The 12,047-nt window shown below is 67.1% G+C and carries 13 protein-coding genes; 7 read left to right on the top strand and 6 right to left on the bottom strand.

Translation table 11 applies throughout. From position 1 onward, the window contains the following. Both WS61_RS26475 and WS61_RS26470 read right to left on the bottom strand, forming a co-directional pair. Positions 1–200: ATP-binding cassette domain-containing protein (locus tag WS61_RS26475; RefSeq protein ID WP_157692784.1), on the bottom strand; the 200-nt coding region annotated here is incomplete at its 3' end. A 22-nt stretch (positions 201–222) separates the two neighbouring features. After that, positions 223–1,980: an ABC transporter permease subunit gene (locus WS61_RS26470; protein ID WP_059504874.1), complete on the bottom strand. Its 1,758-nt coding sequence runs from the start codon at positions 1,978–1,980 to the stop codon at positions 223–225. A 508-nt stretch (positions 1,981–2,488) separates the two neighbouring features. Here WS61_RS26470 and WS61_RS26465 point away from each other — a divergent pair. Next, a complete protein-coding gene (locus WS61_RS26465) occupies positions 2,489–2,755 on the top strand; it encodes a hypothetical protein (RefSeq protein ID WP_011545926.1) in 267 nt (88 codons plus the stop codon). Between the two features lie 42 nt (positions 2,756–2,797). Here WS61_RS26465 and WS61_RS26460 read toward each other — a convergent pair whose 3' ends face one another. Together WS61_RS26460 and WS61_RS26455 are read right to left on the bottom strand one after the other, a co-directional pair. Next, entirely contained in the window at positions 2,798–4,117 is a 1,320-nt protein-coding gene (locus WS61_RS26460; protein ID WP_059504872.1) for an ATP-binding protein, read from the bottom strand. Continuing rightward, positions 4,101–4,826 carry a response regulator gene (locus WS61_RS26455; protein ID WP_006493394.1) on the bottom strand — a complete coding sequence of 242 codons (726 nt, stop codon included), beginning with the start codon at positions 4,824–4,826 and terminating at the stop codon, positions 4,101–4,103. The genes WS61_RS26460 and WS61_RS26455 overlap by 17 nt, the downstream gene beginning before the upstream one ends. Positions 4,827–5,049: 223 nt before the next feature. Here WS61_RS26455 and WS61_RS26450 point away from each other — a divergent pair, with 223 nt between their 5' ends. Next, positions 5,050–5,604, top strand: a complete 555-nt coding sequence (locus tag WS61_RS26450; RefSeq protein ID WP_059504870.1) for a Spy/CpxP family protein refolding chaperone — start codon at positions 5,050–5,052, stop codon at positions 5,602–5,604. Positions 5,605–5,673: 69 nt separating this feature from the next. Here the strand turns inward: WS61_RS26450 and WS61_RS26445 are convergent, their stop codons facing one another. Next, on the bottom strand, positions 5,674–6,384 hold the full coding sequence (locus WS61_RS26445) for a pirin family protein (RefSeq protein WP_059504868.1): 711 nt from the start codon (positions 6,382–6,384) through the stop codon (positions 5,674–5,676). A 364-nt stretch (positions 6,385–6,748) separates the two neighbouring features. Between WS61_RS26445 and WS61_RS26440 the strand changes: the two genes are divergently transcribed. The 4 genes from WS61_RS26440 (at position 6,749) to WS61_RS26425 (ending at position 9,959) form a co-directional block, all read left to right on the top strand. Continuing rightward, positions 6,749–7,531 (top strand): ABC transporter substrate-binding protein, encoded by a 783-nt coding sequence (locus tag WS61_RS26440; RefSeq protein WP_059504895.1) that lies wholly within the window; start codon positions 6,749–6,751, stop codon positions 7,529–7,531. Between the two features lie 230 nt (positions 7,532–7,761). Next, positions 7,762–8,451, top strand: coding sequence for an ABC transporter permease (locus tag WS61_RS26435; protein WP_034208096.1), 690 nt, complete (start codon positions 7,762–7,764; stop codon positions 8,449–8,451). Next, positions 8,448–9,161: an ABC transporter permease gene (locus tag WS61_RS26430; RefSeq protein ID WP_034208097.1), complete on the top strand. Its 714-nt coding sequence runs from the start codon at positions 8,448–8,450 to the stop codon at positions 9,159–9,161. Before WS61_RS26435 ends, WS61_RS26430 begins: the two co-directional genes overlap by 4 nt. Before the next feature lie 18 nt (positions 9,162–9,179). Beyond that, a complete protein-coding gene (locus WS61_RS26425; RefSeq protein ID WP_059504866.1) occupies positions 9,180–9,959 on the top strand; it encodes an ABC transporter ATP-binding protein in 780 nt (259 codons plus the stop codon). A gap of 64 nt (positions 9,960–10,023) precedes the next feature. Here WS61_RS26425 and WS61_RS26420 read toward each other — a convergent pair whose 3' ends face one another. Then, on the bottom strand, positions 10,024–10,521 hold the full coding sequence (locus WS61_RS26420) for a GNAT family N-acetyltransferase (protein ID WP_059504864.1): 498 nt from the start codon (positions 10,519–10,521) through the stop codon (positions 10,024–10,026). 136 nt (positions 10,522–10,657) lie between these two features. Here WS61_RS26420 and WS61_RS26415 point away from each other — a divergent pair, with 136 nt between their 5' ends. Then, positions 10,658–11,584, top strand: a complete 927-nt coding sequence (locus tag WS61_RS26415; RefSeq protein ID WP_059504893.1) for a LysR family transcriptional regulator — start codon at positions 10,658–10,660, stop codon at positions 11,582–11,584. Positions 11,585–12,047: the final 463 nt, after the last annotated feature.

The raw sequence follows: 12,047 nt of genomic DNA, 5'->3' as shown, positions 1-12,047 counted from the left end.
GACTTGCCCGAGCCCGAGCGGCCGAGCAGGCCGACGATCTCGCCTTCGCGCAGCGACAGGTTCGCGTCGTCGAGCACCAGCAGTTCGCCCTGCGTCTTGTTGAAGCCGCGACAGACGTGATCGACGCGCAGGATCTCTTCACCGAGGCGCGGCGGCTGGGACGTCTGGACGGGGGCGTTTACAGCATTCGGATTGTGCATCGCGTTTCGCTCTCAATCGGTCTCAGTCGAGCCGCAGCTTCGCTTCGGCGAAGGCATACAGCGGGCGCCACAGCAGGCGGTTGAACAAGGTGACGAACAGGGACATCACGGCGATGCCCAGGATGATCTTCGGAAAATCGCCGGCGGCGGTGGTCTGCGCGATGTAGGCGCCGAGGCCGTGCGCCTCGATCCTGGTGCTGCCCCACTGCACGGCTTCCGACACGATGCTCGCGTTCCACGCGCCGCCCGATGCGGTGATCGCGCCCGTCACGTAGTACGGGAAGATGCCGGGCAGAATCGCCTGACGCCACCACTGCCAGCCGCGAATGCGGAAGTTGGTCGCCGCTTCGCGATAGTCGTTCGGGTAGGACGTTGCGCCGGCGATCACGTTGAACAGGATATACCACTGCGTGCCGAGCACGATCAGCGGCGACAGCCAGATATCCGCGTTCAGGTGGAAGCGCGCGATCACGATCACGAACACCGGGAACAGCAGGTTCGCCGGGAACGCGGCGAGGAACTGCGCGAGCGGCTGCAGCTTCTCGGCCAGCTTCGGGCGCAGCCCGACCCACACGCCGATCGGCACCCAGATCACGGAGGCGATCGAGATCAGCACGACCACGCGCAGCAGCGTGATGAGCCCGAGCACGAGCACGTGGCCGACCTCGGCCATCGTCACGCCGGTCGCGACGAAGCTGACGACGCGCCAGACGATATAGGCCGTGCCGATCAGCACGAGCCCCGCCCACGCGATGTCGACCGTGCGCGACGCCTTCTTCTCGACTTTCGGCAACGTGAAGCGCATCGCACCGGACAGCGGCAGGCGCAGCGGGATCCGCGCGGCCTTCGCGAAAAACCAGCCGGCCGGTACGAGCAGCTGATGGATCAGCCGCGTGCGGCGCACGAGGTCGAGCAGCCACGATTGCGGCGCGTCGCCCGACGCGGTGTTCTCCATCCGGAACTTGTCGGCCCACGCGATGAGCGGGCGGAACAGGAATTGGTCATACGCGAGGATCACGACCGTCATCGTCAGGATCACCCAGCCGATCGCGCCGAAGTTCTTGTCCGAGATCGCCTGCGCGAGATACGCGCCGATGCCCGGCAGCGTGATCGTCTGGTTGCCGACGGTGATCGCCTCCGACGCGACGACGAAGAACCAGCCGCCCGACATCGACATCATCATGTTCCAGATCAGGCCCGGCATCGAAAACGGCACTTCGAGCTTCCAGAAGCGTTGCCAGGACGTCAGGTGGAAGCCGCGCGACACTTCGTCCAGGTCGCGCGGCACCGTGCGCAGCGACTGGTAGAAGCTGAACGTCATGTTCCATGCCTGGCTCGTGAAGATCGCGAAGATCGCGGCCAGCTCGGCGCCGAGCACGCGGCTCGGGAACAGCGCAAGGAAGAACGTGACCGTAAACGAGATGAAGCCGAGCACCGGCACCGACTGCAGGATGTCGAGGATCGGGATCAGCACCATGCCCGCGCGGCGGCTTTTCGCGGCGAGCGTGCCGTAGACGAGCGTGAACACGAGCGACGCGACCATCGCGGCGAGCATCCGCAGCGTGGTGCGCAGCGCATATTCGGGCAGGTTCGACGGATCGAGCGAGATCTTCTGCGTCTGCAGCACGCCGATCGGCGCCATCGTTTCGTGAAAGCCGACCACCGCCATCGCGATCAGGCAGATGATCAGCGGAAATGCGATGAAGTCCCACCGGTTCGGCAACACGCGCCACGCGGATGCGTTGGCGGTCCGGTTCGGATTGAAGAATCCGACGTTCATCAGGCGCCCTCCCCGGTAAGGCCGATCGAAGCCGGCAGTCGATGTTGATTCATGGCAAAGCGCACGGGCGCGGTAATTCGATTGACTGGCGATCTCGTGCACGCGCGGCGCGCCGGGCACGCACGCATGCGCAGCCGCGGCCGGTCGAGCCGGGCCGCGACGGCACGACACTACACCAACCTGTATTTCAGGTACAACCGTCCCCGGACGGCGCAGGCAGCGCAGGGATCGTACCCGGCGCGTGGGCGGATGGCGGGCGCGCGGTACGGAACAGCCTGGCCGCAGTCCTGCGGCCGGCACGCAGGCCCGAATTATGCCGTGATCCGGGCCGGCCGTGAACCCGCCACCCGCACGCGGGCACAAACCGTGTCCGGCATCAGCAGCCGGAGACGACGAAGCAGGTATGATCGGGGCTAGCCCCCGGGGGTCGTTTCGGCCGTGCCGCGGCAATGCGCACGCGCTTCGTGTCGACAGGCCCGGGGATCGACCGACGAGCGGGAGGAAGGGAATGGCAGGAAACTTGGTGATCGTCTGTCGCGATCAGGATGCCGATGCGTTCTATGAACTCATGCAGGAGTACGGGTCGTTCCAGACGCGGCTGTCGTCCACGGCGTGGTACCTGAACATGAACGTCGTGCCGGAATCGCTGCAGGAGGAAATCCTGGAGCGTCTCGGCCGGTATACGACCGTCTACATCTTCGAGGCCACCACGGTGACCTACAACACGATCGACAGCAACGCGGCCGAGACGCTCGGCACGCTGTTCGGCGAATGACGCCGCGCGGCGCCTGCCCGGTGGGGCAGGCGCCGCGGCCGCTCAGGCGGCCTGTGCGTGACGTTCGTCGTCCTTCGGCACGACCTCGAACGGGAACGTCATCGACACGCGCAGGCCGCCTTCGGGGCGATTGCCGATGTCGCACGCGCCCCCGAGCCTGAGCACGAGCCGCTCGACGATCGCGAGCCCGAGCCCGCTGTGGCCGTTCCCGCCGCGCGCGGGATCGAGCCGCACGAACGGCCGCGTGGCGGCCGCGAGGTCGCGCGGCGCGATGCCACCGCCGCTGTCGCTGACCGACAGCACGTAGCCGGTCGGCGTGCGCGCCGTCTCGACGAGCACGGGCGGTGCGCCGTACGCATGTGCGTTGTCCAGCAGGTTCGACAGGATCCGGTCGAGCGTCGCCGTCGGCAGCCGGAAGCCGGGATCGGCCTCCAGCCGCGTCTGGACCGTCGGCGCGTTCGGCGCGACCGCGCGGTAACTGCGTGCGATCCGCTCGCACGCCTGGTCGACCGGCACCGGCTCGCTGCGATCGGCTCCGCCATGCGCAAATACCAGGAACTGGTCGACGATGTGCGACATCGAGTCGACGTCGCGCACGACGCCGTCGCGCAGCCGCGCGTCGTCCATCATTTCCGCCCGCAGGCGCATCCGGGCGAGCGGCGTGCGCAGGTCGTGGGCGACGCCGGCCAGCATCACCGCGCGATCGCTCTCGGCCTGCGACACCTGCTCCACCATCTGATTGAAGCCGCGCGTGAGCTGGCGCAGCTCGCGCGGCCCGCGTTCGCGCAGCGGCGGCACCGGCTGCCCGCGGCCGAAACGCGCGACCGCGCGCGCGAGCGAGCGCAGCGGCTGCTGCAGCTGCCAGGCCGCGAACAGCGCGGCGATCACGCCGGCCGAGAAGATCGTGCCGAGCCACAGCAGCATCCGGTCGAGCGAGCGCGGCGGCCGCAGCGGCTGCACGGGCACCACGATCCAGTTGCGATCGGCCGGCTCCTTCACCCACAGCACCGGCGGATGGCCGGGCGTGCCGATCTCGACCTGCGTGCCGGGCGGCATGCGGTCGCTCACGTCGTCGCGGAACCGCTTCAGCGGCGGCGGCAGCCCCGCATCGCCGCCCTTCGGCACGTCGGCGCTGTCCGGCGACACGAGCCGCACGCGCGACGGCAGCGGCTGGTCGGGCGTGCGCGCCACGTGCTGGCGCACCGCATCGACGAGGAACGCGGCCTCCTCGACCGCATAACGCGTCTGCATCTGGTTGCGCTCGAGCCGCATCGCGAAGAACCACGCGAAGTGCGACAGGAGCAGGACGCCGACGACGAGCAGCGCCAGCCGCCCGAACAGCGAATCAATGGGTTTGCGCATGGGCCTCGCCGTCGGGCACGAACACGTAGCCGCGCCCGCGGACCGTCTGGATGAAGCGCGGCGTCGACGGATCCGTTTCGAGGATGCGGCGCAGGCGCCACACCTGGACGTCGATGCCGCGGTCGGTGCCGTCGTACTCGGGCCCGTGCAGCAACTCGAGCAGCCGCTCGCGCGTGAGCGTGCGCAGCGCGTGGTTCACGAAGATCTTCAGCAGCGCGAATTCGCTGCTCGACAGCGTGGCCGGCTTGCCGTCGACCGACAGCGTGCGCGCCTGGAAGTCGAGCAGGAAGCGGCCGAACGCGAACGGCTCGCGCTGCTCGGGCGCCGCCGCCGACGGCGTCGCGCGGCGGCGGCGCAGCACGGCCTGCACGCGTGCGAGCAGCTCGCGCGGGTTGAACGGCTTGCCGAGGTAGTCGTCCGCGCCGAGCTCGAGCCCGACGATGCGGTCGACGTCGTCCGCCCGCGCGGTCAGCATGATCACGGGGATGTCGTCGCCGGCCGCGCGCAACTGGCGCAGCGCGGTCAGGCCGTCCACGCCCGGCATCATCAGGTCCAGCACGATCAGGTCGGGCCGTTCGCGCTCGAGGCGTTTCTCGAGCGTCGCCGCGTCGTGCAGCACGGACACTTCCATCCCCTGCCGCACGAGATAGTCGCGCAGCAGGTCTCGGAGTTCTTGGTCGTCGTCGACGATGAGGATCTGGGTAGTCATGGCTCGAAGTTTATCGCGCGAGGGCGGAGTGGAAGAACGAAACAAAGGGGCGAAAGGGTTACTGCGGGTTACCGCGCAAGGGAACTGTAATGCACGGTAACCGGGCCGCCACCCCGCGTAACACCCGCCGGGGCCCGGATCGCTAACCTGCGTCTTACCGGATGCGGTACCCGGCTTTCCGGCACCGCATCGCCGGACCCTTTGGATACAAGGAGTTTCTGAAATGTATAAGAAGACATCCCGCGTGGCCATCGCGGCCGCCACCGTGCTCGCTCTCGCATTCGGCACCGCGCATGCCGCGCAGCCCAACGACATGCCGCCGCCGGGCGGCCCCGGCATGCACCGGATGCATGACGGCCACGAAGGCGGCCCGTTCGGCGCGATCATGAAACTGCACGATCAGCTGAAGCTCAACGCGTCGCAGGAGCAGCAATGGCAGGCGGCCGTCAACACGATGAAGCAGAACCGTGACGCGATGCGCAAGAGCCACGAGCAGATGCGCGAGCAGTTCAAGGCGCAGCAGAACCAGCCGATCCTCGACCTGAGCGCGATGCATTCGGCACGCCAGCAGGCGGAGGCGCAAAACGCGCAACTGCGCGAGCAGACGTCCGCCGCGTGGCTCGCGTTCTACAACGGGCTGAACGACTCGCAGAAGACGATGGTCAGCACGGCGCTCAAGCAGCAGTTCGCGAAGATGGAGCAGCGCCACGAGAAGATGAAGGAGCGCTGGGAGCAGCATCGCGCGGCCGCCAAGGGCGCGTCGGCGCCGGCGCAGTAAGCCGGCGGGCCGCTCCCGCAGCGGCGCGGAAGGGGAACGCAGGCACCTGCCTGCGTTCCCCTTTTTGTTTCAGGCGACGTCGAACAGCAGCACCTCGGCCGTCCGGCCGCGCGCGAACGCCACCGCGTCCACGCCGCCGATCCGCGCGCCGTCGCCGACGGCCAGCGCGCGGCCGTTGATCTCGACCTCGCCGCGCGCCACGTGCACGTAGACGCTGCGCCCGGCCGGCACGTCGAATGCGGTCGTCTCGTCGCCGTCGATCAGCCCCGCGAAGATGCGGGCGTCCGCCCGTATCGACAGCGCGCCTTCGCCGCCGTCGGGCGCCGCGACGAGCCGCAACCGGCCGCGCTTCTCGTCGTCGGCGAAACGCCGTTCCTCGTAGCCGGGCCGCCCGCCCCGCTCGGCCGGCTGCAGCCAGATCTGCAACAGGTGCAGTGGCCGATCGCGCGACGCGTTGGTTTCACTATGCACGAGCCCCGTGCCGGCGCTCATCCGCTGGATGCCGCCGGCACGGACGATCGCGCCGCAGCCGAGGCTGTCGCGGTGCGCGAGCGCGCCGTCCAGCACGTAAGTGACGATCTCCACGTCGCGGCGCGGCTGCATCCCGAACCCGCGCGTCGGCGCGATCAGGTCCTCGCTCAGCACGCACAGCGCGCCGACGGGCGGACGCACCGGCGCATGCGTGGGCGCGGTGCGGCAGCCGGGCGAAAAACTGTGGCTCGATTCGAGCCAGCCGTGGCGCGTGTGGCAGCGGTCTTCGGCGCGCAGGATCTGGAACATGGGGTGGACGTTCGGGACGCAGATTGTCTGTTCGGGTTTACCTCCACTGTAGGGTGGGGTCGAACGCGCCACAATCCGTCGCCCGCGCACCGCATCGTTGCATTCGCGTAGTCAATTGCCGAAATGTTCGCTGCGAATACCACGATTACCGCAACAGCCGAATCGAGGAATCGGTCGACCGTGCCGGATTGCCGTTTTCCGGGTATCGCGTTCGGGTAAAATACCGCCCTTTTGGCGTTCGCCGTTCCGGCAGCCGCCAACGCCAGAGCGCCGATCGGCGATTTTTGGCCGTCTAGAATACGCCGCGGCGCCCGGTCCGACCGGCCGCGAGCGCCCCCGGAAAGTCAGCAACAGAAGGATGGAAATGAAGAAGGCCGCCCTGTGCGCCGCCCTCGCCCTCGTGGCGGGCAGCGCCTTCGCGAAGGAGTGGAAGACCGTGCGGATCGGTGTCGATGCCAGTTACCCGCCGTTCGAGTCGACCGCGCCGAGCGGCGAGATCGTCGGTTTCGACGTGGATCTCACCAAGGAAATCTGCAAGCGGATCAACGTGAAATGCGTGTGGGTGGCGCAGGATCTCGACGGGATCATTCCGGCGCTGAAGGCGAAGAAGTACGACGTCATCGTGTCGTCGCTGACCGTCACGGACAAGCGCCGCGAGCAGATCGACTTCTCCGACAAGGTGTACGACGCGCCCGCGCGAATGATCGCGAAGGCCGGCTCGCCGCTGCTGCCGACGGTCGCGTCGCTGAAAGGCAAGCGCGTCGGCGTCGAGCAGGGCTCGACGCAGGAAACCTACGCGAAGGCGTACTGGGAACCGCAGGGCGTGACGATCGTTCCTTACCAGAATCAGGACCAGGTCTATACCGATCTCGGCTCGGGCCGCCTCGACGCGACGCTGCAGGATGAGCTGCAGGCCGATTACGGCTTCCTGCGCACGCCGCGCGGCAAGGGCTTCGCGTTCGCCGGGCCGGAGGTGAAGGATCCGAAGACGATCGGCGACGGCACCGCGATCGGCCTGCGCAAGGAAGATACCGACCTGAAGCGCAAGATCAACCAGGCGCTGGCCGACATGCACAAGGACGGCACGTACGACCGGCTGTCGCACAAGTACTTCTCGTTCAGCGTCTATTCGGCGTCGGCTCGCTGAGCGCCGACAAGAAGAAGCAGCGGATGCGGGGGCGGCCCCGCGTCCGGGCAGTACAGGCAGTCAACCACGCGCCGCCCGCTCCCTTGCCCGCCGCTCGCGCGACGGGCGGGCCCGGCACCGTTGCCGGGGCGGACGGTCATTGATACGCACGGGGCGTTCCGCGCAGCTTGGCGGGCGCGTCTTTCGCGGCGCACTGCGTGCGCCCTCAGGGACCACACCAGGGACCCCATATGTTTCTACAAGGCTACGGCCCGCTGATCCTCGCCGGCACCTGGCAAACCGTCAAACTGGCGGTGCTTTCGCTTGCGCTGTCGTTCCTGCTGGGGCTGCTCGGCGCCGGCGCGAAACTGTCGCGCAATCGCGTGACGAACGGCGTCGGCACCCTCTACACGACGCTGATCCGCGGCGTACCCGATCTCGTGCTGATGCTGCTGCTGTTCTACAGCCTGCAGATCTGGCTGAACATGGCGACCGACGCGCTCGGCTGGGACCAGATCGACATCGATCCGTTCCTCGCCGGCGTGCTCGTGCTCGGCTTCATCTACGGCGCGTACTTCACCGAGACGTTCCGTGGCGCGTTCCTGTCGGTGCCGCGCGGCCAGCTCGAGGCCGGCAGCGCCTACGGGATGACGAACTGGCAGGTGTTCACGCGGATCATGTTCCCGCAGATGATGCGCTTCGCGCTGCCCGGCATCGGCAACAACTGGCAGGTGCTCGTGAAGTCGACCGCGCTCGTGTCGATCATCGGCCTGGCCGACGTCGTGAAGGCGTCGCAGGACGCCGGCAAGGGCACGCTGCGGTTCTTCTTCTTCACGCTGATCGCGGGTGCCGTCTACCTCGCCATCACGACGATCTCGAACTTCGTGCTGATGTGGCTCGAAAAGCGCTACTCGACCGGCGTCCGCAAGGCTGACCTATGATCGAACTCATCCAAGAATACTGGCGCAACTATCTCTACACCGACGGCTATCGCATCACCGGTGTCGCGATCACGCTGTGGCTGCTGGTCGTGTCGATCGGCCTCGGCTTCTGCCTGTCGGTGCCGCTCGCCGTGGCGCGCGTGTCGAAGAAGAAGTGGCTGTCGGGCGCCGTGTGGCTGTACACGTACGTGTTCCGCGGCACGCCGCTCTACGTGCAGTTGCTGCTCTGCTACACGGGCCTCTACAGCCTGCAGGTCGTGCGCGGCACGCCGATGCTCGACGCATTCTTCCGCGACGGGATGCACTGCACACTGCTCGCGTTCACGCTGAACACCTGCGCGTACACCACCGAAATCTTCGCGGGTGCGATCAAGGCGACATCGTACGGCGAGATCGAAGCCGCGCGCGCATACGGGATGTCCACGTTCACGATGTACCGCCGCGTGATCCTGCCGTCGGCGCTGCGCCGCGCGCTGCCGCTGTACAGCAACGAAGTGATCCTGATGCTGCACGCGACGACGGTGGCCTTCACCGCGACCGTGCCGGACATCCTGAAGATCGCGCGCGACGTGAACTCGGCGACCTACATGTCGTTCCACGCGTTCGGCATCGCCGCCCTGCTCTATCTCGTGATCTCGTTCACGCTCGTGTGGCTGTTCCGCCAAGCCGAGCGCCGCTGGCTCGCGTATCTGCGCCCTCAAGGCAAGTAAGTTTCCGCAGGAATATTGATGAATTCCCAGACTCAAAAGCTTTTCGTCGACGATCTCCACAAGCGGTACGGCGACAACGAGGTGCTCAAGGGCGTGTCGCTGAAGGCGAACTCGGGCGACGTGATCAGCGTGATCGGCTCGTCCGGTTCCGGCAAGAGCACGATGCTGCGCTGTATCAACTTCCTCGAGCAGCCGAACGCGGGCCGCATCTTCGTCGACGGCGAGGAAGTGCGCACCGCGCTCGACAAGACGGGCGCGCTGCGCGCGGCCGATTCGAAGCAGCTTCAGCGCGTGCGCACCAAGCTGTCGATGGTGTTCCAGCACTTCAACCTCTGGTCGCACATGAACGTGATCGAGAACGTGATGGAAGCGCCGGTGAACGTGCTCGGCATCCCGAAGAAGGAAGCCGAGGAGCGCGCGCGCGAATACCTCGAGAAGGTCGGGCTCGCGCCGCGCGTCGAGAAGCAGTATCCGTCGCATCTGTCCGGCGGTCAGCAGCAGCGCGTGGCGATCGCGCGGGCGCTGGCGATGCATCCGGACGTGATGCTGTTCGACGAGCCGACCTCCGCGCTCGATCCGGAACTCGTGGGCGAAGTGCTGAAGGTGATGCAGAAGCTGGCCGAGGAAGGTCGCACGATGATCGTCGTCACGCACGAGATGGGTTTCGCGCGCAACGTGTCGAATCACGTGATGTTCCTGCACCAGGGCCGCGTCGAGGAAGAAGGCGTGCCGGCCGAGGTGTTCGCGAACCCGAAAAGCGAACGCCTGCGCGGCTTCCTGTCCGGCAGCCTCAAGTAACGCCCGTCACCCGCCACGCCCGAACGGGCGCCCCGCGGTTCGCCGTGCGGCGCCCGTTTTGCGTTTACGCGGCGCTCACCGGCGCGCCGTCGGCGAACGCGCGCAGTTCGTCGCCCGCCAGCCGGTAACGCACCCACTCGCTCTGCGGCGCCGCGCCGACGCGCTCGTAGAAGCGGATCGCCGGCTCGTTCCAGTCGAGCACGCTCCATTCGAAACGCCCGCAGCCCGACTCGACCGCGATCCGCGCGAGCGCCTTCAGCAGCCGCAGCCCCGCGCCGGCGCCGCGAAAACGCGGCGACACGTACAGATCCTCCAGATACAGCCCCTGCCGCGCGAGCCACGTCGAATACGAGAAGAAATACACGGCGAAGCCGGCCGGCTCGCCGTCGACCTCGCACATCAGCGCACGCGCGGGCGAGCCCTCGCCGAACAGGCTGCGCTCGAGCGATTCCGGCGTCGCGACGACTTCGTGCTCGGCCTTCTCGTAGACGGCCAGTTCGGTGATGAAGCGCAGGATCAGCGGCACGTCGGCGACGGTGGCGGAACGGATATCGATTTGCACGGTGGTGAGCCCTCCTTCGGCCCGGACGGAAAACGGAATACGGCGCCGGCGCTCTCGCATCTGGCGCCGGTGAGATCGACATGCTACGTTCACGGCGCTACTGCAGAAAGTGCAGTTTCTTCATCCGGACATGAACATGATGCATCCCGACCTGCGCCGCCTCGACCTGAACCTGTTGCTCGTGTTCGACGCGTTGTATCGCCACCGGTCGGTCGCGGCGGCCGCGCATGAGCTCGCGCTGAGCCCGTCGGCGTTGAGCCATGCGCTCGCCCGGCTGCGCGACGCGATCGGCGATGCGCTGTTCGTGCGCCTCGGCAACGAGATGCAGCCGACCGTACGCGCCGACGACATCGCCACGTGGGCCGGCGACGCACTCGACGCGATGTCGAAGGGGCTCGCCCGCGCGCGCCGCTTCGATCCCGCGCAAAGCGACCGTACGTTCGTGTTCGCCGCGACCGACTACACGGCGTTCGCGGTGCTGCCTGCGTTTCTGGCCCACATCCAGCACGTGGCGCCGCACCTGCGGATCCGCGTCGTCCATTCGGACCGCAAGATTTCCGTCGACGAGCTCGCGGCCGGCCGCATCGACTTCGCGCTCGGCTACCACGAGGAATCGGCGGCCGACGCGCCCGGCATCGAGGATTTCGACTGGTTCTCCGACGACTATGTCGTGATCGCGAGCGCCACGCATCCTGACGTCCGTCGGCGGCTGACGCTCGACCAGTATCTGGCGGCCCGCCACGTGGTCGTCACGCCGTGGAACGAAGCGCGCGGCGTCGTCGATCACGTGCTCGACCGGCTCGGCCTCTCGCGCCATGTGGCCGTGCAGTTGCCGACCGTGCTCGCCGCGCCGTTCGTGATCGCGGAGTCGGCACTCCTGATGACCGTGCCGAACCGCGCCGCGCAGGCGCTGCGCCACGCGGCGCCGATCCGCATCTTCCCCGCGCCATTCGAGATCCCGCGCTACACGGTGAAGGTCTACTCGCATGCGAAGCACGCGCGCACCGATGCGCATCGCTGGATTCGCGCCCAGTTGCTCGACGCGCGACCGGGCCCAGGCTAAGCGCGGCGCGTTGCACGACGGGCGTTTCAGGCGTCGATCGACGATGGCGGCAATCGCCCGAATCATTACGAAATACTTACCAATTTCGCGACTTTCGCGCTTACGCCGGCGCCTCGGCAACGTCAATAGTGGCAATCCTTGACCCATGCCCGCGGAATCCATGTCTCCCTTGTGGGACAAGGGTTTTCCGGCAATCGAGCACCCTTGCGCCCCCTGTTGCGCAGCGTGTTGCATGGCAATTTGGCGACAGCGGTTAGTCAAACAACGATTTCCGTCGCCACAAAATTGTATTTTTGCTAAATTAGTAACCAAAGTAGCAAAACGAAGTTCGTGAAATGTAGTTTAGCTTCACGACACAACAAGGAGACCCCGCAGGCCGACCCGGCTGCGCGGGACCGCTCAACGGTTTTCCGTCTGCTTGCCCGCGTGCTGCGCTTACCGGCCCTGCACGAGGTCTCCCTGG

This window comes from Burkholderia sp. ABCPW 11 (assembly GCF_001523445.1).
Taxonomy (GTDB): domain Bacteria; phylum Pseudomonadota; class Gammaproteobacteria; order Burkholderiales; family Burkholderiaceae; genus Burkholderia.
The sequence above is the reverse complement of the archived record's forward strand: the minus strand, read 5'-3'. Positions and strand labels throughout refer to the sequence as shown.

What these genes read in the sequence shown, in the direction of transcription:
- WS61_RS26440 (WP_059504895.1), top strand. Translation starts at nt 6,749, where the DNA reads ATGAAGAAGGCCGCCCTGTGCGCCGCCCTCGCCCTCGTGGCGGGCAGC.
- WS61_RS26415 (WP_059504893.1), top strand. Translation starts at nt 10,658, where the DNA reads ATGATGCATCCCGACCTGCGCCGCCTCGACCTGAACCTGTTGCTCGTG.
- WS61_RS26460 (WP_059504872.1), bottom strand. Translation starts at nt 4,117, where the DNA reads ATGCGCAAACCCATTGATTCGCTGTTCGGGCGGCTGGCGCTGCTCGTC.
- WS61_RS26455 (WP_006493394.1), bottom strand. Translation starts at nt 4,826, where the DNA reads ATGACTACCCAGATCCTCATCGTCGACGACGACCAAGAACTCCGAGAC.
- WS61_RS26425 (WP_059504866.1), top strand. Translation starts at nt 9,180, where the DNA reads ATGAATTCCCAGACTCAAAAGCTTTTCGTCGACGATCTCCACAAGCGG.
- WS61_RS26435 (WP_034208096.1), top strand. Translation starts at nt 7,762, where the DNA reads ATGTTTCTACAAGGCTACGGCCCGCTGATCCTCGCCGGCACCTGGCAA.
- WS61_RS26430 (WP_034208097.1), top strand. Translation starts at nt 8,448, where the DNA reads ATGATCGAACTCATCCAAGAATACTGGCGCAACTATCTCTACACCGAC.
- WS61_RS26470 (WP_059504874.1), bottom strand. Translation starts at nt 1,980, where the DNA reads ATGAACGTCGGATTCTTCAATCCGAACCGGACCGCCAACGCATCCGCG.
- WS61_RS26450 (WP_059504870.1), top strand. Translation starts at nt 5,050, where the DNA reads ATGTATAAGAAGACATCCCGCGTGGCCATCGCGGCCGCCACCGTGCTC.
- WS61_RS26465 (WP_011545926.1), top strand. Translation starts at nt 2,489, where the DNA reads ATGGCAGGAAACTTGGTGATCGTCTGTCGCGATCAGGATGCCGATGCG.
- WS61_RS26445 (WP_059504868.1), bottom strand. Translation starts at nt 6,384, where the DNA reads ATGTTCCAGATCCTGCGCGCCGAAGACCGCTGCCACACGCGCCACGGC.